This window comes from Amycolatopsis kentuckyensis (assembly GCF_041679295.1).
In the GTDB taxonomy this organism is placed as follows: Bacteria; Actinomycetota; Actinomycetes; order Mycobacteriales; family Pseudonocardiaceae; genus Amycolatopsis; species Amycolatopsis kentuckyensis_A.
Genome location: NZ_JBGDMD010000002.1, coordinates 494,946 through 513,688, shown reverse-complemented (window position 1 = coordinate 513,688; position 18,743 = coordinate 494,946). Strand labels below are relative to the sequence as shown.

Genomic DNA, 18,743 nt, shown 5'->3' with positions numbered 1-18,743 from the left:
GTCAGCGCGAGAGGCTCGCTTCGATGCCGTCGAGGAGGTAGCCGAGGCCGATCCGGAAGGTTTCGTCGACGTCCCAGTGGACGGCGTCGCGGACGACCTTCTCCAGCGCCGGGTACCGGCCGGTGGCGAAGGTGCGCTCCAGGTACGGCCCGTACGTGCGCTGCCACTCGGCCTCGTTCAGCCCGGTGGACCGTTCGGCACGCCGCTCGGTGATCTCGCGGCGCACCGCGCCGGCCACGTACGCGTTGACGGCCTTGACCACCGGCATCACGGCGTCCACGTCGACGCCCTTCAGCCCGGCCAGCACCGCCTCTCCCCGAGCCAAGGCGTGCGGCCCGAGCTGAGGCCGGCCGCCGAGCAGGTCGGCGAACCACTCGTGCCGGTGCGCGGCCCGCCGGGTCGTTTCGGCCAGGGAAACCAGCACCTCCCGCCAGCTGTCGCCGGTCGGCCGGATGCCGGCGTAGACGTCGTCCACCATCAGGTCGAGCAGCTCTTCCTTGGTGTCGATGTAGCCGTACAGCCGCATCGGCCCGACGTCGAGCACGCCGGCGACCTTCCGCAGCGACACCGCCGCCAAGCCGTCCGCGTCCGCCAGCCGGATCGCCGCGCGGACGATCAGCTCCCGGCTCAGCGGAGCCGGTGTCGGCCTCTCCGGCGGCTCCGGCCGCTCCCACACCGTCACGCCGGAGACCATACAGCGCATAGTGCGATACAGTGTATCGAGAGATACAGCGTATCGAAGGGGGACCTCATGACCATCGCAATCATCGGAGCTGGGCCAGGCGGCCTGGCCCTGGCGCGGGTGCTGCACGTCCACGGCATTGAATCCGTTGTATACGAACGCGAGTCCTCGCGTGACGCGCGCGGCCAGGGCGGCATGCTCGACATCCACTCCGGACAGCGCGCGCTGCGCGAGGCCGGCCTGCTCGACGAGTTCTTCGCGATCGCGCGCGGCGAGGGCCAGGACATGCGGCTCCTCGAGCCGGACGGCACCCTGCTGCTCCAGGAGGACACGCCGGACGACGCCCCGCTCCTGCGTCCCGAGGTGGACCGCGCCGACCTGCGCGACCTGCTGCTGGACTCGCTGCCCGCCGGCACGGTCCGGTGGGGACACGCGTTCGAGTCCGCCGGCGACGGCGTCGTACGGTTCGCCGACGGCCGCAGCACGACGTACGACCTGCTGGTCGGCGCGGACGGCGCGCAGTCCCGCGTCCGCCCGCTGGTCACCGACGCCCGCCCGGCGCACTCCGGCCAGAACGTCGTCGAGGTCGGCATCCCGGACATCGACCGCACGCACCCGGACCTCGCGGCGATGGTCGGCCGCGGCACGTACTGGGTGATCGGCGGCGGCCGGTCCCTGGCGGCGCAGCGCAACGGCGACGGACGCGTCCGCATCGGCATCAGCTTCTACGACACCGGCGAGGACTGGTTCGCGTCGAGCGGGATCCCGTTCGACGACCCGGCCGCCGCCCGGGCGCGCCTGATCGAGCTGCTCCCCGGCTGGGACGCCCGGTTCACCGCGCTGATCAAGGCCTGCGACGACACGGTCGCCCGGCGGGCGATGACGACGCTGCCGGTCGGGTTGAGGTGGCCGTCGAGGCCGGACGTGACGCTGCTCGGCGACGCCGCGCACCTGATGCCGGCGGTCGGGGAAGGCGCGAACCAGGCCCTGCTCGACGGCGCGTCGCTCGGCCTGGCGCTGGCGGCGCACCCGGACGACCACCCCACGGCGGTCGCGGAGTACGAACGCGAGATGTTCGAACGCACCGGCGCGGCGGCCCGGATGTCCGCGGGCATGCAGGAGCTGCTGCGGTCACCGGACGCGGCGCAGCGGCTGCTGGAGTTCTTCCAGCCGAGCTAGAGTTGTGCACAGCCCGGCGGAGATGTGGACAACTCAGCCGCGCGGCGATCATCCCGGGCCGCATTGTCGGACGCACTCGATACGCTGGAACCGGGACGGCCCCCTTGGGAGGGCGGGCGCTGCTCGGGGCGCGCGCTGCTCGGGGGCGGCCGCTGCCCGGGGGCGGGCGCTGCTCGGGGCGCGCGAAAGTTCCGGCGTGTTGGCGGCGCCGGCCGCCCCCGGCCGAAAAGCAGTTCGCCCCGGCCGGGCAGCGTGTCAGGATCGGCCCATGCCGGTCGACCCGCACCTCCTCGTCGCGTTCGTCGTCACCACCGTGATCGCGATGATCACCCCCGGTCCGGACATGCTCTTCATCCTCGGCTGCGGCATGCGAGGCGGCCCGAAAGCCGGGCTGCTCGCCACCGCCGGGGTCGCCACCAGCGAGGCCATCCACGTCGCCGTGGCCGCGGCCGGGCTGGCTGCCCTCTTCGCCGCCGTTCCCGTCGCCTTCACCGTCGTCCGCATCGCCGGTGCCGCCTACCTCATCCACCTCGGGATCCAGGCCATCCGGAACCGCAAACCGCTCGTCGAGCGGAAGAGTGACCGCGCCTACCTCAGCGGCCTGCTCACCAACCTGCTCAACCCGAAGATGGTCACCTTCACCATCGCGTTCCTCCCCCAGTTCATCGACCCCGCGCGCGGCCACGTCTGGCTGCAGTTCGCGGTCCTCGGCGCGATCATGATCGTGTTCGAGTTCCTGGTCGACGGCGCGGTCGGCGTCCTCGCCGGCCGCGTCGGCGGGTGGGTCCGGCGGAAGAAGAACCAGCGCCGCATCGAGGTCGCCACGGGCGGCATCTTCATCGGCCTCGGCGTGAAGCTCGCCCTCGACTAGGACTTCAGGTTGTTGCGCGCCAGGAAGTCCTCGGCGATGTCCAGCGGGTTGCGCTTCTCCTCGGTGAACTCGACGTTCAACCGCGTCAGCTGCTCGGTGGTCAACGCGGCCGAAACCCGGTTCAGCGCAGCCACTTCGGCCGGCGACAACGTCCCGCGCGCCACCAGCGGCACGATGTTCTGCGCCGGGAACATGTTCTTGTCGTCGACCAGCGGCACGAACCCGTTCGCCGCGATCGTCGACGACGTGCTGAACAGGTCCGCGACCTGGACGTCGCCCGACTTCAGGGCCGCCACCGTCACCGGGCCGCCCGTGTCCGTCGTGCGGATCTCCTTGAACTCGCAGCCGTAGAGCGTCTTGATCTTGTCCTTCCAGCGGCTGCTCCACTGACCCGGTCCGCCGAACACCAGCTCGCCACAGCGCCGCCCCAGGTCCGAAAACGTCCTGATGCCCGAGGAAGCCAGCTGCGGCCCGACCACCAGCAGGTCCTTGTCCTCGGCCGGCGCCTGGTCGAGCACCTCGAACCCCGCCGGGATCTTCTGCCGCAGCTGCGCGTAGACGTCCTGGGACGTCGTCGCGGTCGTGTCCTTGTCGAAGTACCGCAACAGGTTCCCGCTGTAGTCCGGCACCACCGACAGCGATTTGTCCTGCAGCGCCTTGACGACGACCTCTCGGCTGCCCACCGGCGGCCGCACCGTCACGTTCGTGGCGCCGGCATTGCGCAGCGCCCCGGCGTAGATCTGGGCCAGCAGCAGGCTTTCCCCGACGTCGGACGCGCCGATGATGATGTCGCCGGACGACCCACCCTCGCCGCCGCCCGCCAGCGGGTTGCCGCACCCGGCGGCCAACAGCACCACGACGAGGAAAGAAGCCAGCCGTTTCACGCCGCCACCTTCTTCACAGCCGCCGCGAGCCGGACGCCCCGCGGCACCAAAGCGCGGTTCAGCAACGAAAAGAGCAGATCCAGGACGATCGCGAGCAACGTCGTCAGCACCGCGCCCGCGATGACCTCGGAATAGTCCAAAATGGCCAGTCCGTCGAGCAGGAACCGGCCCAGGCCACCGAGTCCGACGTACGCGGCCACCGCGGCGGTCGCGACCAGCTGCAGCACGGCGTTGCGGATGCCGCCGAGCACGAGCGGCAGCGAGATCGGCACCTCGACCTGCCACAGCCGCTGCCAGCCGGTCATCCCGATGCCCTCGGCGGCGTCGACCACACCGTGGTCGGTCGCCTGCAGGCCGGCGTACGTGCCGGCCAGGATCGGCGGCACGGCCAGCACGACGAGCCCGATGATCGTCGAGGTGACGCTTTCGGTGAAGAGCAGGAACAGGAACGTCACGAGCCCCAGGGTCGGCAGCGCGCGGATCGCGTTGCCGGCACTGACCAACGCGACGCCGCCGCGTCCGGTGTGGCCGACGAACAGTCCCAACGGGACGGCGATGACCAGCGCGATCACCAGCGACAGGAACGTGTACCCGAGGTGCTCCAGCAGCCGCTGCGGGACGCCGTCCGGGCCCGACCAGTGCGCCGGGTCGCCGAACCAGTGGACGAGGTCGCTGATCATGCGGTGGCCACCCGTTCCCACGGCGTCAAGAGGTTGCGCAGCAAGACCAGCACCAGGTCGACGACCAGCGCGAGCAGCAGCGTCAGCACGATGCCGACGACGATCGGCGAGAAGTACTCGCGCTGGAAGCCGTCGGTGAACAGCACACCGAGACCGCCGGTGCCGATCAGCGCGCCGACGCTGACCAGGCTGATGTTGCTGACCGACGCCACCCGCACGCCGGCCGCCAGGACCGGCACGGACAGCGGCAGCTCGACGGCGAAGAACCGGCGCACCGGCTTGTACCCGACGGCGGTCGCGGCGGCGGTCACCGGCGGCGGCACGGCGTCCAGCGCGTCGAGCACCGGGCGCACCAGCAGCGCCGTGGTGTAGATCGTCAGCGCGACGACGACGTTGACGCTGTCCAGGATCTTCGACCCGATCAGGCCGGGGATGACGACGAACAGGGCCAGCGACGGGATCGTGTAGAGCAGGTTGGCCAGCACCACCAGCACCTGCCGGGCCGGGCGCCAGCGGTGGCCGAGCCAGCCCGCGGCGATCGCAAGCACGATGCCGACGACCAGCGGGAGCAGCGCGAGGTAGACGTGGTCGCCCAGGTCACCGAGGATTTCGACGCGCGTGTTCCCGCTGCCCAGGTAGCGCCCGAGCTCGTCGAAGAAGCTCATGACGCCTGGGGCGTCGCCTCGATCACGTCCAGCACTTGCCTCGCGACCACCCCGCCGAGCACGCGGTGGTCTTCGTCGACGACCACGCCGAGGCTGGCCGGCGACGACAGCGCCGCGTCCAGCGCGCCCCGGATCGGCGTGCCCCGGACCCACAGCGAGCCGCCGGCCACCAAGTCGTCTTCGGACAGTGAACCGTCCACAGTGGAGTTCGGCGGCAGCCAGCCGCGCGGCTGCTTGTCCGCGTTGACCGCGAGCCGCCAGCCGTCGCTCGCGGGCACCGGAGAGCCGATCTCGACCAGCTCGATCTCCTTGACCTCGACGCCGTCGGCGGAGAGGAACGACAGGCCGCGGTAGCCGCGGTCGCGGCCGACGAACGACGCCACGAAGTCGTCCACCGGGTGGCGCAGCACGTCGGCGGGCGTGCCGTACTGGGCGAGCTTGCCGCCGACGCGCATCACCGCGACCTTGTCGCCGAGCCGGACGGCCTCGTCGATGTCGTGCGTGACGAACACGATCGTCTTGCCCAGCTGCGACTGCAGCCGCAGCAGCTCGTTCTGCAGGTCTTCGCGCACGATCGGGTCGACGGCGGAGAACGGCTCGTCCATCAGCAGCACCGGCGAGTCCGCGGCGAGCGCGCGGGCGACGCCGACGCGCTGCTGCTGGCCGCCGGAAAGCTGGGCCGGGTACCGCTTGCCGAGCTCGACCGGCAGGCCGATGGTCTCGAGCAGCTCGGCCGCCCGCTTGCGCGCCTTCGCCTTGTCCCAGCCCGACAGCAGGGGCACGGTGGCGATGTTGTCCAGCACCGTCCTATGTGGAAAGAGACCGGCGTGCTGGATGACGTAGCCGATGCCGCGGCGCAGCAGCGCGGGGTCGCCCTCGGCGACGTCCTTGCCGTCCAGCAGCACCTGCCCGCCGGTCGGCTCGACCATCCGGTTGATCATCCGCAGCGACGTCGTCTTCCCGCAGCCGGACGGGCCGACGAACACGGTGATCGTGCCGTCCTCGACCGTCAGGTTCAGCTTGTCGACGGCGACCGTCCCATCCGGATACTGCTTGGTCACGTCGCGGAATTCGATGGTCACTGCCCACTCCCCATGTCCGGTGCAACCGACCGTAGCCGAGTCGGCGGCGGTTGGCACGGTGTTCCGCAGGGTGGTGACTAGGCTCAAGGCCCGTGAAGGCACTCGACGACGTCCTCGCCGCGCACGGCGTCGGCGTCCGCCCGCTGTACCGCGTCATCGACCTGCTGCGCACCGGCGACCACGACCTCGGTGAGCTGGTGCGGCTGTCCACGGCGCCGCGTCGCAGCGTCGAAGACGTCCTCGCCGCGCTCGGCGACGACCTCGACCGCAGCGGCGACCGGCTGCGGATCTCCCCCGGCGTCGCGGCGTCCTACCTGCAGTACAGCGCACCCCGGTACGCGGATCCGCTCGACGAAGCCGTCGCGAACCACGAATTGCTGCCCGAGGTCGCCGAATGGGTGGCCGAGGTGCCGCCGCCGCTCGCCGCCCTCGACCACGTGCAGGCGACGCCGGAGACGGTGCTGCGCCGCGCGCTGTGGCTGGACGCGCGCTACGACCTCGCGTCGGCGCGGCTGCTGTTCCTCGGCGACCACGACCTGACGTCGCTGGCCGTGCGGGCGGTCTGCCCGGCGGCGGCGCTGACGGTCGTCGACCTCGACGAACGCGTGCTCGCCCACCTCGACGACCGCGGCGGGCGCGAGATCGCCACCGCGCACGCGGACCTGCGCGTCGGCCTGCCGCCGGCCGTCACCGGCGGCTTCGACCTGGTGTTCAGCGATCCGCCGTACACGCCGGAAGGCATGGGCCTGTTCGCGGCGCGCGGGGTGCAGGCGCTGCGGAACCCGACCGAGGGACGGCTGCTGTTCGCGTACGGCTACAGCCCCCGCCACCCGGCGCTGGGCGCGCAGGTGCAGCGGTCGCTGGCCACGCTCGGGCTGACGTTCGAGGCGATCCTGCCGGACTTCAACCGCTACTTCGGCGCGCAGGCGATCGGCAGCGCGGCGGACCTGTACGTCTGCCAGCCGACGGCGAAGGCCAAGAAGGTCCGCGCCGGCAAGGCGATCTACACGCACGGGCCGCAGTCGGTGGAGGCGGCCGGAACGAAGCCGGCGCTGCTGGAGAAGCTGAAGGAGATCGCGGGGGCCGGCGGGCTCGCGCTGGAGTCGCGGCCGGTGGACTGGTCGATCTCCGGGCCCGAGGGCGACGCGGTCGCGATGGACCTCTCGGCCGACCCGGGCCCGTGGCTGCTGCGCACCTTGCTGGGCACGAACGCGCGCCGGCTCGCGCTGCTCGTCCCGAACGCGCACCCGGACCTGGCGGACCAGGCGTCGCAGGAGGCGCTGGCGGCCCTCATCCGGGGCAAGTACGCGCTGCGGTACCTGCGGAGCACGCCGGACAACCGGCACGCGGTGGTGGTCGCGGACGCGGTGGAGCACCAGGACGAGGTCCTGAGCCGCGCCCACGCCCGGTTGGCGAACGTCTCGCTCGACGTCCCGGAAGACCTGGTGAACCTGCGCCTGGTCGACGTCCCCCGGCACCGCCTGGCCGAGCTGCTCTGAGACGCCGAAAGCGGCACTTTCCCGGGAAAGTGCCGCTTTCGGACCGACGTCAGGCCGTGACGCCGTCGGCTTCCGCGGCCTTCGCCACCGCCGCCGCAACCTCGGGGGCCACGCGCGGGTCGAGCGGCGAGGGCACGATCCGGTCCGGGCCCAGGTCGTCCATCGCCACCGACACGATCGCCTCGGCGGCCGCGAGCTTCATGCCCTCGGTGATCGCCCGCGCGCCGGAGTCCAGCGCGCCGCGGAACACGCCGGGGAACGCCAGCACGTTGTTGATCTGGTTCGGGAAGTCGCTGCGCCCGGTGGCCACGATCGACGCGTACCGCGCGGCCACGTCCGGGTGAACTTCCGGGTCCGGGTTGGACAGTGCGAACACGATGCCGCCGCCCGCCATCCGGCCGAGCAGGGACTCGTCGATCGTCGCGCCGGACAGGCCGAGGAAGACGTCCGCGCCCTCGAGCGCCTCCGCCAGGCCGCCCTTCAGGCCGGCCTTGTTCGTCGTCGCGGCCAGGCGTTCCTTGACCGGGTTCAGGCCGTCGCGGCCGGCGTGGATGATGCCGCGCGAGTCGAGGACGGTGACGTCCCCGATGCCCGCTTCCTGCAGGATCCGGGCGCACGCGACCCCCGCCGCGCCGGCGCCGGAGACGACGACGCGCTGGTCGGCGATCGCCCGGTCGAGGACCAGGTTGGCGCCGCGAAGGGCGGCCAGTGTGACGATCGCCGTGCCGTGCTGGTCGTCGTGCATGACCGGGCAGTCGAGCGCCTCCTTGAGCTTGTCCTCCAGCTCGAAGCACCGCGGCGCGGAGACGTCCTCCAGGTTGACGGCCCCGTAGGACGGCCGCAGCCGCACCAGCGTCTCGACGATCTCGTCGACGTCGGTGGTGTCCAGCACCAGCGGGATCGAGTCGAGGCCGCCGAAGGTCTTGAACAGGACCGACTTGCCCTCCATGACCGGCAGCGACGCGCTCGCGCCGATGTCGCCGAGGCCGAGCACCGCCGTCCCGTCGCTCACCACGACGACGAGCCGGTCCGCCCACGTGTACCGCTTGGCCTTGGCGGCGTCCTCGGCGATCGCGCGGCTCACCTTCGCCACCCCCGGGGTGTACGCGATCGAAAGGTCACGCGGGCTGGAAATCGGGCGGGTGGCCGCCACCGAGAGCTTGCCGCCCTCGTGCCCGGTGAAGATCTCTTCGTCGGTGACCGGTGCTCCGGCACCGGTGGGGTCGCTCATGGGGATTCCTGTCGTCGTTTCCGTCATTCCCCCAGTGGGAATGACGGAACTCGCGGATCGGACTTGGGTCACTGGAATTTCTCCTGGGCATGCGAGCGGGGGACCACGGCTAGCGGGGAACCGTGGTGAATTCCTCCGGCACGGCAGCCCAGCGCGGTAGCGCCGGCCTGTCGGCGAGGCGTCACGTCGGCCATCGGTGCCGTGGGTCTGGCGATGGCCGCGGACGCGGCGGTCCACTCATTGTGACAGGTCCGGTCCGGAAGGGGACCCCTCGGTGCGGCTGATGTCACACCGGACCCCTATTCCGGCAATTGCCAAGACGTCCGTTCGGTTTTTTAGCCGCCCGATAAGGTGACGCCATGGAATTCCGCCGGCTGAGCGTCCCGGACGCCTTCGAGTTCTCCCCCCGGGCGTTCCCCGACGAGCGAGGCCTGTTCGTCGCCCCCTTCCAGGAGGAGGTCCTGCGCGAGGCGACCGGTCACCCCCTGCGGCTCGCCCAGGCCAACCACAGCGTGTCCCGGCGGGGCGCGATCCGCGGCATCCACTTCGCCGACACGCCTCCCGGGCAGGCGAAGTACATCTACTGCGCGCGCGGCTCGCTGCTCGACGTCGTCGTCGACATCCGTGTCGGTTCGCCGACCTTCGGCACCTGGGACGCCGTCCAGCTCGACTCGGCCCGGTACAACGCCGCGTACCTCGCCGAGGGGCTCGGGCACGGCTTCATCGCCCTCGAGGACGACACGGTGATGGCCTACCTGTGCTCCGAGGGCTACAACCCGGCCGGCGAGCACGGCATCACCCCGCTCGACCCGGAACTCGGCCTGCCCTGGCCCGCGGACATCGAGCCGATCCTGTCCGAGAAGGACCGCACCGCCCCCACGCTGGCCGAGGCGCTCGAGCAGGGCCTGCTGCCGTCGTACCAGGACTGCGTCGCGTACTACGACAAGCTGCGCTCCGCGCACTGATCACCGGCAACGCCTCTGGCGCCGATAGCCAGTGCGCATATAGTATGCGCGCATGTCAATTTACGAGTACGAGCACAGCGAGACCTCCACCGCGCCCGCCGCCGCGATCTGGCCGCTCTGGGCCGACACCGGCCGCTGGCCCGAGTGGGACGCGGGCGTCCGGTCGGTGGTCCTGGACGGGACGTTCAGCGTCGGGACGAGCGGGACGATGACGATGGACGGGATGCCGCCGATCCCGTTCACCCTGACCGAGGTCACCGAGGGCCGGAGCTTCACCGACGAGACCCGGCTGCCGGACGCGTTCCTGCGGTTCGAGCACGTCCTGACCGACGTCGACGGCGGAACGCGGATCACCTACCGCGTCACCGTCGACGGCCCGGAGGGGTTCGGCCCGCAGGTCACGGAGGACACCCCGGACGCCATGCGCGCGCTGGCCCGTCTGGCCGAGGCAAGCTTGCGCGTATGACCGCCCCGAAGTCCCGCCTGCCCGGCCCCGAGCGCAGCCCCGGCTTCCTGCTGTGGCGCGTGACGCTGGCCTGGCAGCGGGCGATGCGGGCCGCACTGGCCCCGCACGACCTCACGCACGTCCAGTTCGTGCTGCTCACGACCACGTGGTGGCTCACCCGCTCGGGCGAGCTCCCGACCCAGCGGCAGCTGGCCGAACGGGCCGGCACGGACACGATGATGACCAGCCAGGTCGTCCGCAAGCTGGCCGACCGGGGCCTGCTGGCCCGCGCCGACGACCCGGCGGACGCCCGCGCGAAGCGGCTCCAAATCACCGCGGACGGCCTCGAACTGGTCGCGAAGGCGCTGAAGGACGTCGAAGCCGCCGACGCGTCCTTCTTCGAAGGCGTCGGCGACGACTTCACCGACTCACTCGCGAAGCTCAGCCCCTGAGGTCCTCGGCGAGGACGCGCTCGATGTTGCGCTCGGCCAGCGCCGTGATCGTCACGAACGGGTTGACGCCGGTGCTGCCCGGGATGAGCGAGCCGTCCGTGACGTACAGGTTGCGGTAGCCCTTCACCCGGCCGTAGTCGTCGGTCGCCTCGCCGAGCACCAGGCCGCCCAGCGGGTGGTAGGTGAAGCGGTTCTCGAACGCGCGCGTGTCGCCGAACAGGTCGTAGCGGTAGATCGTCTTGTTCGCCCGGTTGATCTTGTCGAACAGCGCCTTCGCGGCGTCTACGGACGGCTGCCCCTGCGACGCCGTCCAGTGCAGCTTCGCCGAGTCGCTCGCCGCGTCGTAGGTGAAGTGCCCGCGTTCGGGGTTCTTCGTGATCGCCAGGTACAGGCTGACCCACGTCTCGAGGCCGGCGGGCACCGGCGCGATCTCCGCGAACGCGGGGTGCACCGGGTCGGCCCAGTTGTCGATGCCGAGCGCGGGCATGCCCGACTGCAGGCTGCCGGTGGTGTCCCAGACGTGGTTCGCGCGGCCGCACATGACGTTCCCGTTCGTCCCCCAGCCCCGTCCGATCGCGTCGTTCAGCTCCGGGAGCCGTCCGGTCTCGCGGGCACGCACCAGCAGCTCCGTCGAGCCGACGCTCCCGGCGCCGAGGAACAGGTACTTCGTGTTCACGTGCCGCGCGCCCAGGACAGTGCCGTGCTCGTCGATCTCGCGGACGACCAGCGTGTACGTCCCGTCGGGCCGGCGGAGGATCTCGCGGACCTCCCGCAGCGTCTCGATGGTGACGTTCCCGGTGCCGAGCGCGGCGGCGAGGTACGACTGGTCGAGCGAGCGCTTCCCGTGGTTGTTGCCGTAGATGACCTCGGACGCGTCGGCCGAGCGCGGGACCTCGCCCGCTTCTTCGCGCCGCAGGTAGTCGACGTTGTATACCGTGGATACGAAAGTCGTGTCGAAGCCCGCCTTGCGCGCGGCCTTCCGCGAGACGCGCGCGTACTGGTACGACCGGCACGTCTCGAACCAGTCCGGGTCGACGACGTTCACGCCGAGCTCCGCGTGCGCCCGCGGGAAGTACTTGCCGTACATCTCGCCGGCGTCGACGCGCGGCAGGATCTCCTCGAAGTACGACCGCTTCGGCGTCACCGCCATCGCGCCGTTGACCAGCGACCCGCCGCCGACGCCGCGGCCGAGGTACACCGCCATGTCGCCGTAGTTCACGCGGTCGAGCACGCCGGCGTGCCGCTTGATGTCGCGGTTGGCCAGGTCGAGCCAGAGGAACGACGCCAGCGGCGCCTCGGTGCGGTCCTTGAACCACATCGCCCGCTCGTCCGGCGCGAGCATCGAGCAGAACACCTTGCCGTCGGCGCCGGGCGTGGTCCACAGCTTGCCCATCTCGAGCATCAGCGTCGGGATCCCGGCCTCGCCGAGCCGCAACGCCGTGACGGCGGCGCCGTAGCCGGTGCCGATGACTACCGCCGGCGCGTACTCCGGGAGCGGGGACGCGGCCGCGGGCCGCGTCGAGACCGTGGTCAGCCCGAGGGCGGCGGCGGAGTTCAGGGCGGCGAGGCCGAGGAACCGGCGGCGGGAGAAGGCAGACATGGGCCCGAGCATGCCCGAACTCGGTAAACGGTGTTAACTATTCAGAACGTGTTTCACCCAGTCGAGGGAAATTCCGGACTTCCCCTGGGGGCGATCCCGGATGTCCGCGCCCGGCAGCGCGAGCAAGCTCACCGCCATGAAACTTCTCGCACTGGGGGCGGCCGCGGCCGCCGTGGCCGCACTGGGGGTCGTGCCCGGGACGGCGTCCGCGGACGAGCTGCCGGCATTCGACTTCACCGACTGCCCGGCCCCGCCCGCGAACGCCGACCCGGGCACGTGGCGCTGCGAAGCCTTTGTCTCGCAAGGAAACCTGACCATCCGCGACCGGGAGGTCCCACTCGGCGAAATGCGGCTGACCTTCAGCGAAGGCAGGGTGAACGGCCAGTACGCGCAGGTCTTCGGCGCGCTGCGGCACGAGCCGGTGCGCGTCCCGGGACTGGCGGGCACCACCATCCAGCTGCGCTACGGCGGGTACTCGGACTTCCAGGGCAACGACGAGCGGCGCGGCGAACTGGACGTCTACGCGGTGCTGCGGCACCCGTTGCTGCGCAAGGACTGCCGGCTCGGCGTCCTGCACACGGTCGTCCACGACGACCCGGCCGTGCCGCCGACCGTCATCTCGAAAACCCCGCCGACCATGCACTTCGGCGTCGTGGACCCGGATCTGGCCATCCCCGCGACCACCGGGTGCGGCCCGCTCGGCGAGCTCGTCGACCGCCGGCTGGGCCTGCCTTCGGCGGCCGGCGAGAACACGTTCCACCAGACGACGTACGTGCAGTACAAGCCGCTCTAGCGCTTCTTGGGCGTCACCCAGATCGTGATCGTCCCGGTGACCACGGGCTTGCCGTTCGCGTCCGAAATGGTCACCGGGACGGGCAGCTCGAAGCCCTCGTCGCCGAACTCCGGCAGCTCGGGCAGCGAGGCGACCGCACGCAGGCCCGTCTCGGCCTTCGCGACGTACTGGACTTCCATGCCCTTCGGCAGCCAGCGGTGCGTGCCGGGGACCGTCGCCTCGGCGAGCATGCCCATCGCGATCTCGGCGAGGTTGCACGCGGCGATCGCATGGAACGTGCGGATGTGGTTGTAGACACCCCACCACTTCGGCGCGGTGACCTCGCAGTGGCCGGGACGCAGCTCGCGCACCGACGGCAGCACCGTGCGGAAGTACGGCACGCGCACGCACATCGCGGCACTGAACAGCTGTTTTCCACCCGGCTTCGCGGCCAGCTTGTGCCACAGCGCGAACGTCGGCGTCTCGGACATCGGCGTCTCCTCGAACTAAGCTACTGTTCAGTAGCTAAGCAGACGACCGGCCGCCGGGCAAACCGCCGGATATATTCGCCCGTGTGGCGAACCGTCTCTTCCTCCTCCGGCACGGCCAGACCGAATGGTCGGTGAACGGGCGGCACACCGGCCGCACCGACATCCCGCTGACGCCGGCCGGCGAGGGACAGGCCCTGGCCGCCGGCGGGACGCTGCGGAGCCTGGTCGGCGGGCCGTCGCTGGTGCTGTCGAGCCCACGGACCCGCGCGCTGCGGACGGCCGCGCTGGCCGGCCTGCGCGTCGACGAGGTCACCGAAGACCTGTCCGAATGGGACTACGGCGAATACGAAGGCGTCACCACACCGGAGATCCGCGAAACCGTGCCGGGCTGGACGGTCTGGACCCACCCGATCCCCGGCGGCGAAAGCGCTTCGCAGGTGTCCGACCGCGCGGACCGCGTGCTGGCGCGCGCCCGGAAAGACATCGAAGCCGGCGACGTGATCCTGGTCGGGCACGGCCACTTCAGCCGCGTGCTGGTGGCCCGCTGGCTCGGCCTGCCCGCGACGTCCGGCGTCCACTTCGGACTCGACGCGGCCGGCATCGCAGTGCTCGGCGACGAGCGCGGCGAACCCCAGATCGAACACCTCAACCTGCCGCCCGCCCTGGAGGACTGACGTGCCCGACGACCGCATCCGCCGGATCCGCCCCGACGACGTCGAGGCCGCCGTCGGCCTGGCGTACGCGCTGGCCGACTACGAGCGCGCCCCGGACGAGTGCCACCTGACGGCCCCGCAGCTGCACGAGGCGCTGTTCGGCGAGGCGCCGAAGCTGTTCGGGCACGTGGCCGAAGTGGACGGCGAGGTCGTCGGCTTCGCCGTGTGGTTCCTCAACTACTCGACCTGGCGCGGGGTGCACGGGATCTACCTGGAGGACCTGTTCGTCCTGCCGTCCCACCGCGGGTCCGGCCTGGGCAAGGCCCTGCTGGCCGCGCTGGCGGCGGAGTGCGTCGAGAAGGGCTACGCGCGGCTCGAGTGGTCGGTGCTGGACTGGAACCCGGCGACGGAGTTCTACAAGGCGCTCGGCGCGGTCCCGATGGACGAGTGGACGGTCAACCGGCTCACGGACGAACCCCTGAAGGCACTGGCCGCCCAGGCCTGACGTCTTGAATGAGTCATTCAGGTCTTCGGAGGTCCTGAATGACTCATTCAAGACCTTGCGGCTCAGCGGGCTTAGTCGTCTTCGTGGCCTTCGCGCTCGGCGCGGCGGCCGGCGAGACCGCCGCGTTCGGCGGCTTCCGTCTCCGTCTCGCCTTCGCGCAGGCCCAGCGCCCAGGCCCGGGACGGCCGCCGGAACAGGAGCACCAGCGCCACGATGCCGAACAGCGCGACCGGCACGCCCCACGCCGGCTCGCCCGACGGGCCGAGCAGGTACCAGCCGAGGCCGATCACGATCAGCGCGATCACGACGCCCGGCGAGCGCGCCCACGTCTGCCCGAGGACCAGCCCCGCCGACGCGGCCAGGAACGCCAGGGCCACCACGATGAACGTGCCCGACTCGACGTAGACGTTGTTGCCCGGCTGCGCGGGCGAGCCCAGCCCGTTCACCAGCACGACCACCCCGAACACCAGCAGGGCGAGCGACGGCACCGCGGTGACCGCGCCGGCCCAGCGGACCTCACGGGGAGCGGGCGAAAGCTTCACGGCGGGGCCTTCCGGGGGTCCTTTGCGAGAGCACAGTGGACTCGACCAGGGCGAGTCACCGTGCGTGAGCTGATTCGATCGTATGCCACCCGGTCGGCCGTTTTCGCGGGACCGCCCGGGCGCTGAGAATTCAGGAGTCGTCGATGAGCGGGCGGTCGGCCCGGGTGCACTTGTCACGACGAGCGGACACTCGCACGTGAAGGAGGGCCGCCCGGCACAGGGTCTCGAAGGTGCTGTTCGTCAGGGTTGCGCCCGTCACCATGCGGGTCCGGAAGGTTCTCGGGCCGCCGGAAGTCACCTACCCTGCGGTGGTGCGCGCAATCCTCGTCGTGAACCCCCAGGCCACCTCGACCACCGCCGGTGGCCGGGACGTCCTGGCGCACGCGCTCGCCAGCCAGGTGAAGCTCGACGTGGTCGAAACGGACTACCGCGGGCACGCCATGGCGGTCGCGCGCTCGGCCGCGCGGGACGGCATCGACCTGGTCGTGGCGCACGGCGGCGACGGCACGGTCAACGAGGTCGTCAACGGCCTCCTGGCCGATTCCGATGGCGACCCGACGCAGATCGGGCGTATCCCCGCACTGGGCGTCGTGCCCGGCGGCTCGGCCAACGTGTTCGCGCGCGCCCTCGGCATCTCCTCGGACCCGGTCGAGGCGACCCACCAGCTGCTGCACGCGCTGGAGAACGACCGCTCGCGCCGGGTCGGGCTCGGCCTGGCTGACGGGCACTGGTTCACCTTCAACTCCGGGCTCGGCTGGGACGCCGACGTCGTCGGCCGGGTCGCCAAGCGCCGCGGCAAGCAGACGACCGCCGGCCTCTACATGCGCGCCGCCGTCCGCTCCTACTTCCGGCCGCCGCTGGGCCGGCCCGCCCTCACCATCCGCGTCCCGGGTGAGGAACCCGCCGAAGCGCTGACCGCTTTCGTGTCGAACACCGATCCGTGGAGCTACCTGGGCGAGCGTCCGGTCCACCTCAACCCGGGTTGCTCGTTCGAGACGGGATTGGGCCTGTTCGCGTTGAACGGTCTCGGGTTGCCGACGGTGTTCAAGCATGTACGCCGCGCTTTGGCTACGAAGAGCAACCAAAAAGGGAAACGTCTCGTGCGTCACGACGACGTGCCGATGATCCGCATCGACGCAGCTGAACCGGTAAACTTCCAGGTGGACGGCGACCTCGTCGGCCAGCGGACCAGGGTGGAATTCTTCAGCGTCCCGAACGCACTCACGGTAATCGTGTGACGACGGGACCGCTGATCGCCTGCGGCAAAGTGCAATCTGCCGTTCGTCGACGCAGAAGCTCCACTCACCGCATCAGCCTTCCCTTCGGGTGGCTGTTTCGGAGAGAAACCGCAGGTCAGACGTGTCGCTCGGCCGGGTGAGCTGACTCACCGATCTTCCGGAAACCCTTGTCGAAAGCGGTGCTTCGTGAAAGCATTCACAAGCACCCAAGAACACGACCGCCATTGACGACTGTGGCGCGGCCCTCCCGCGCCATGTGAAGGAGCTCACGAACATGGACTGGCGCCACGACGCGGCCTGCCGAGACGAGGACCCCGAGCTGTTCTTCCCGGTGGGAACCAGCGGGCCCGCTCTGTCGCAGGTAGCTCAGGCGAAGGCCGTGTGCCACCGCTGCACCGTCGCTTCCGACTGCTTGGCCTGGGCTCTGGCCAGCGGCCAGGACGCCGGCGTGTGGGGCGGCATGAGCGAGGACGAGCGACGCGCGCTCAAGCGCCGCCGTACGCACATTGGCACGCGTACCAACGCCTGACGCTTTTTAGATCAACACAGTTCCCTGTAGTACCGGAACCGCGGAGGAATTCTCCCGGCGGGGCACTCTTGCGCCCACGTCGTCTGGGGTGATACCTACCCGGTTCGAGCTTAACAACCGAGGCGAAACCACCTGACAACGGGTGTGCTGAAACCTCACCAGGACTTCAAGTCCTCGCAAAACGTTGAACGGCCCGGCACCTGGTCACCAGGTGCCGGGCCTTCAGCGTGTTTGCGCTCGAGTCGACTGCGACGCTCTCAGAGCCGCCGCGAAAGCGGGATGCGCAGCGCGGCTTCCGTCCCCGTCACCCGGGTCGACGACGCCTCCGTCCGCACCTTCCGCAGCGAAAGCGACCCACGCAGCTCGGACTCCACCAGCGTCCGCACGATCTGCAGGCCCAGCCCGTCCGACCGCTCCAGCGAGAACCCCGCCGGCAGGCCGCGTCCGTTGTCGCGGATCACCACGTCCAGCCACCGCGCCGAACGCTCCACGACCAGCTCGACCTTGCCCGACCGGCCCGCCGGGAACGCGTGCTCGATGGCGTTCTGCACCAGCTCGGCCAGCACCATCACCAGCGGCGTCGCGATCTCCGCGACCACCACCCCGAACGAACCCTTCCGGGTCAGCCCGACCTGCGACTCCGCCGTGGCGACCTCGCCGACCATCGGCAGCACGTTGTCGAGCAGCTTGTCGAGGTCGACGCGCTCGTCCACCGAGATGGACAGCGCCTCGTGCACCAGCGCGATCGACGTCACCCGGCGCACCGACTCCGCCAGCGCGAGCCGCGCCTCCTCCGACGACGTCCGGCGGGACTGCAGGCGCAGCAGCGCCGCCACCGTCTGCAGGTTGTTCTTCACCCGGTGGTGGATCTCGCGGATCGTCGCGTCCTTCGACAGCAGCGCGCGGTCGCGGCGCTTGACCTCGGTGACGTCGCGGACCAGCACCAGCGCCCCCGCCGCCTGCCCGGCCGGCCGCAGCGGCAGCGCGCGGAACAGCACCACCGCGCCGCGGCGCGAGTCGGCCTCGGTGCGGCTCGACGGCTTCCCGTCGAGGGCCTCGATGATCCGGTGGGACACCTCGGTCGCGTCGAACGGGTCGCGGATCAGCGACCGCGTCAGCGGCGCCAAGCGCGTCCCGACCAGGTCGGACTCGTGCCCCATCCGGTGGTAGGCGGACAACCCGTTCGGGCTGGCGAACACCACCGTGCCGCTCGAGTCGAGGCGGATCAGCCCGTCACCCACCCGCGGCGACGTGTGCGTGTCGGTCGCGTTGCTGCCGTTCGGCGGGAACGTGCCGTCGACGATCATCTGGCACAGGTCGCCGGCGCTGCCTAGGTACGCGATCTCCAGCGGCGACGGCACGCGCGGCGCGGCCAGGTTCGTCTCGCGGCTCATCACGGCGATGACCTGGTCGTGGAAGCGCACCGGGATCGCCTCGCGGCGCATCGGCAGGTCGCGGTACCAGTGCGGGTCCTCTTCGCGGCAGATCCGCACCTCGCGCATGGCCTTCGCCAGCTGCGGGTGCTCCTCGACCGTGAACCGGGTGCCGACGACGTCCTCGGGGTGCGCGGTGGGCGCCGTCGTCGGGCGCGCGTGCGCGACGCAGACGAAGTCGCCGCCGTCCGGCTGCAGTTCCTCGGTCACCGGGACCCAGAGCAGGAAGTCGGCGAAGGACAGGTCGGCCAGCAGCTGCCACTCGGCGACGACGGTCTGCAGGTGGTCCGCCGCCTCCCCGGGGAGGCCGGTGTTGTCGGCGAGCAGTTCGGCGAGCGTGGACAC

At 70.9% G+C, this 18,743-nt stretch carries 21 protein-coding genes; 11 read left to right on the top strand and 10 right to left on the bottom strand.

Annotated features, from left to right (window positions below; genetic code table 11):
- Position 1 precedes the first annotated feature (1 nt).
- Entirely contained in the window at positions 2-682 is a 681-nt protein-coding gene (locus ACERZO_RS08535; RefSeq protein ID WP_372663985.1) for a TetR/AcrR family transcriptional regulator, read from the bottom strand.
- A gap of 69 nt (positions 683-751) precedes the next feature.
- Between ACERZO_RS08535 and ACERZO_RS08530 the strand changes: the two genes are divergently transcribed.
- Positions 752-1,861 (top strand): FAD-dependent oxidoreductase, encoded by a 1,110-nt coding sequence (locus ACERZO_RS08530; protein WP_372663984.1) that lies wholly within the window; start codon positions 752-754, stop codon positions 1,859-1,861.
- A 268-nt stretch (positions 1,862-2,129) separates the two neighbouring features.
- The gene (locus ACERZO_RS08525) at positions 2,130-2,732 is read left to right on the top strand and encodes a LysE family translocator (protein WP_372663983.1); all 603 of its coding nucleotides are present in this window, start codon (positions 2,130-2,132) and stop codon (positions 2,730-2,732) included.
- On the opposite strand, the gene ACERZO_RS08520 is transcribed toward ACERZO_RS08525, so the two are convergent.
- Genes ACERZO_RS08520 through ACERZO_RS08505 form a run of 4 tightly spaced genes read right to left on the bottom strand, consistent with a single transcriptional unit; the run spans position 2,729 to position 6,043 of the window.
- Complete coding sequence (locus tag ACERZO_RS08520) at positions 2,729-3,616, bottom strand: ABC transporter substrate-binding protein (protein ID WP_372663982.1); 888 nt, start codon at positions 3,614-3,616, stop codon at positions 2,729-2,731. The two genes, ACERZO_RS08525 and ACERZO_RS08520, sit on opposite strands and share 4 nt — an antisense overlap.
- A complete protein-coding gene (locus tag ACERZO_RS08515; protein ID WP_372663981.1) occupies positions 3,613-4,296 on the bottom strand; it encodes an ABC transporter permease in 684 nt (227 codons plus the stop codon). The genes ACERZO_RS08520 and ACERZO_RS08515 overlap by 4 nt, the downstream gene beginning before the upstream one ends.
- Positions 4,293-4,961 (bottom strand): ABC transporter permease, encoded by a 669-nt coding sequence (locus ACERZO_RS08510; protein WP_372663980.1) that lies wholly within the window; start codon positions 4,959-4,961, stop codon positions 4,293-4,295. Before ACERZO_RS08510 ends, ACERZO_RS08515 begins: the two co-directional genes overlap by 4 nt.
- A complete protein-coding gene (locus ACERZO_RS08505; protein WP_372663979.1) occupies positions 4,958-6,043 on the bottom strand; it encodes an ABC transporter ATP-binding protein in 1,086 nt (361 codons plus the stop codon). Before ACERZO_RS08505 ends, ACERZO_RS08510 begins: the two co-directional genes overlap by 4 nt.
- A gap of 92 nt (positions 6,044-6,135) precedes the next feature.
- Here ACERZO_RS08505 and ACERZO_RS08500 point away from each other — a divergent pair, with 92 nt between their 5' ends.
- On the top strand, positions 6,136-7,542 hold the full coding sequence (locus ACERZO_RS08500) for a bis-aminopropyl spermidine synthase family protein (RefSeq protein ID WP_372663978.1): 1,407 nt from the start codon (positions 6,136-6,138) through the stop codon (positions 7,540-7,542).
- Between the two features lie 49 nt (positions 7,543-7,591).
- Here ACERZO_RS08500 and ACERZO_RS08495 read toward each other — a convergent pair whose 3' ends face one another.
- Complete coding sequence (locus ACERZO_RS08495) at positions 7,592-8,773, bottom strand: NAD(P)-dependent malic enzyme (protein WP_372663977.1); 1,182 nt, start codon at positions 8,771-8,773, stop codon at positions 7,592-7,594.
- 359 nt (positions 8,774-9,132) lie between these two features.
- On the opposite strand from ACERZO_RS08495, the gene ACERZO_RS08490 reads away from it, so the two are divergent.
- Genes ACERZO_RS08490 through ACERZO_RS08480 form a run of 3 tightly spaced genes read left to right on the top strand, consistent with a single transcriptional unit; the run spans position 9,133 to position 10,635 of the window.
- Positions 9,133-9,738, top strand: a complete 606-nt coding sequence (locus tag ACERZO_RS08490; RefSeq protein WP_372663976.1) for a dTDP-4-dehydrorhamnose 3,5-epimerase family protein — start codon at positions 9,133-9,135, stop codon at positions 9,736-9,738.
- Between the two features lie 52 nt (positions 9,739-9,790).
- Complete coding sequence (locus tag ACERZO_RS08485) at positions 9,791-10,204, top strand: SRPBCC family protein (protein WP_372663975.1); 414 nt, start codon at positions 9,791-9,793, stop codon at positions 10,202-10,204.
- On the top strand, positions 10,201-10,635 hold the full coding sequence (locus tag ACERZO_RS08480; RefSeq protein ID WP_372663974.1) for a MarR family winged helix-turn-helix transcriptional regulator: 435 nt from the start codon (positions 10,201-10,203) through the stop codon (positions 10,633-10,635). Before ACERZO_RS08485 ends, ACERZO_RS08480 begins: the two co-directional genes overlap by 4 nt.
- Here the strand turns inward: ACERZO_RS08480 and ACERZO_RS08475 are convergent.
- Positions 10,625-12,235, bottom strand: a complete 1,611-nt coding sequence (locus ACERZO_RS08475) for a GMC oxidoreductase (protein ID WP_372663973.1) — start codon at positions 12,233-12,235, stop codon at positions 10,625-10,627. The two genes, ACERZO_RS08480 and ACERZO_RS08475, sit on opposite strands and share 11 nt — an antisense overlap.
- A 136-nt stretch (positions 12,236-12,371) precedes the next feature.
- Between ACERZO_RS08475 and ACERZO_RS08470 the strand changes: the two genes are divergently transcribed.
- Entirely contained in the window at positions 12,372-13,028 is a 657-nt protein-coding gene (locus ACERZO_RS08470; RefSeq protein WP_372663972.1) for a hypothetical protein, read from the top strand.
- Here the strand turns inward: ACERZO_RS08470 and ACERZO_RS08465 are convergent.
- Positions 13,025-13,498: a hotdog fold domain-containing protein gene (locus ACERZO_RS08465; RefSeq protein ID WP_372663971.1), complete on the bottom strand. Its 474-nt coding sequence runs from the start codon at positions 13,496-13,498 to the stop codon at positions 13,025-13,027. The two genes, ACERZO_RS08470 and ACERZO_RS08465, sit on opposite strands and share 4 nt — an antisense overlap.
- A gap of 83 nt (positions 13,499-13,581) precedes the next feature.
- On the opposite strand from ACERZO_RS08465, the gene ACERZO_RS08460 reads away from it, so the two are divergent.
- Together ACERZO_RS08460 and ACERZO_RS08455 are read left to right on the top strand one after the other, a co-directional pair.
- Positions 13,582-14,172 (top strand): acid phosphatase, encoded by a 591-nt coding sequence (locus tag ACERZO_RS08460; RefSeq protein ID WP_372663970.1) that lies wholly within the window; start codon positions 13,582-13,584, stop codon positions 14,170-14,172.
- 1 nt (position 14,173) lies between these two features.
- Positions 14,174-14,656, top strand: a complete 483-nt coding sequence (locus tag ACERZO_RS08455; protein ID WP_372663969.1) for a GNAT family N-acetyltransferase — start codon at positions 14,174-14,176, stop codon at positions 14,654-14,656.
- Between the two features lie 71 nt (positions 14,657-14,727).
- Here ACERZO_RS08455 and ACERZO_RS08450 read toward each other — a convergent pair whose 3' ends face one another.
- A complete protein-coding gene (locus tag ACERZO_RS08450) occupies positions 14,728-15,198 on the bottom strand; it encodes a hypothetical protein (protein WP_372663968.1) in 471 nt (156 codons plus the stop codon).
- A gap of 311 nt (positions 15,199-15,509) precedes the next feature.
- Between ACERZO_RS08450 and ACERZO_RS08445 the strand changes: the two genes are divergently transcribed.
- Both ACERZO_RS08445 and ACERZO_RS08440 read left to right on the top strand, forming a co-directional pair.
- Positions 15,510-16,436, top strand: coding sequence for a diacylglycerol/lipid kinase family protein (locus ACERZO_RS08445; RefSeq protein WP_372663967.1), 927 nt, complete (start codon positions 15,510-15,512; stop codon positions 16,434-16,436).
- Positions 16,437-16,710: 274 nt separating this feature from the next.
- A complete protein-coding gene (locus ACERZO_RS08440) occupies positions 16,711-16,965 on the top strand; it encodes a WhiB family transcriptional regulator (protein WP_072481920.1) in 255 nt (84 codons plus the stop codon).
- Positions 16,966-17,222: 257 nt separating this feature from the next.
- Here the strand turns inward: ACERZO_RS08440 and ACERZO_RS08435 are convergent, their stop codons facing one another.
- Positions 17,223-18,743 carry a sensor histidine kinase gene (locus tag ACERZO_RS08435; protein ID WP_372663966.1) on the bottom strand — a complete coding sequence of 507 codons (1,521 nt, stop codon included), beginning with the start codon at positions 18,741-18,743 and terminating at the stop codon, positions 17,223-17,225.

Coding starts and splice junctions, on each gene's coding strand:
- ACERZO_RS08495 (WP_372663977.1), bottom strand. CDS start 8,773: ATGAGCGACCCCACCGGTGCCGGAGCACCGGTCACCGACGAAGAGATC.
- ACERZO_RS08510 (WP_372663980.1), bottom strand. CDS start 4,961: ATGAGCTTCTTCGACGAGCTCGGGCGCTACCTGGGCAGCGGGAACACG.
- ACERZO_RS08440 (WP_072481920.1), top strand. CDS start 16,711: ATGGACTGGCGCCACGACGCGGCCTGCCGAGACGAGGACCCCGAGCTG.
- ACERZO_RS08480 (WP_372663974.1), top strand. CDS start 10,201: ATGACCGCCCCGAAGTCCCGCCTGCCCGGCCCCGAGCGCAGCCCCGGC.
- ACERZO_RS08470 (WP_372663972.1), top strand. CDS start 12,372: ATGAAACTTCTCGCACTGGGGGCGGCCGCGGCCGCCGTGGCCGCACTG.
- ACERZO_RS08525 (WP_372663983.1), top strand. CDS start 2,130: ATGCCGGTCGACCCGCACCTCCTCGTCGCGTTCGTCGTCACCACCGTG.
- ACERZO_RS08530 (WP_372663984.1), top strand. CDS start 752: ATGACCATCGCAATCATCGGAGCTGGGCCAGGCGGCCTGGCCCTGGCG.
- ACERZO_RS08485 (WP_372663975.1), top strand. CDS start 9,791: ATGTCAATTTACGAGTACGAGCACAGCGAGACCTCCACCGCGCCCGCC.
- ACERZO_RS08490 (WP_372663976.1), top strand. CDS start 9,133: ATGGAATTCCGCCGGCTGAGCGTCCCGGACGCCTTCGAGTTCTCCCCC.
- ACERZO_RS08515 (WP_372663981.1), bottom strand. CDS start 4,296: ATGATCAGCGACCTCGTCCACTGGTTCGGCGACCCGGCGCACTGGTCG.
- ACERZO_RS08465 (WP_372663971.1), bottom strand. CDS start 13,498: ATGTCCGAGACGCCGACGTTCGCGCTGTGGCACAAGCTGGCCGCGAAG.
- ACERZO_RS08475 (WP_372663973.1), bottom strand. CDS start 12,235: ATGTCTGCCTTCTCCCGCCGCCGGTTCCTCGGCCTCGCCGCCCTGAAC.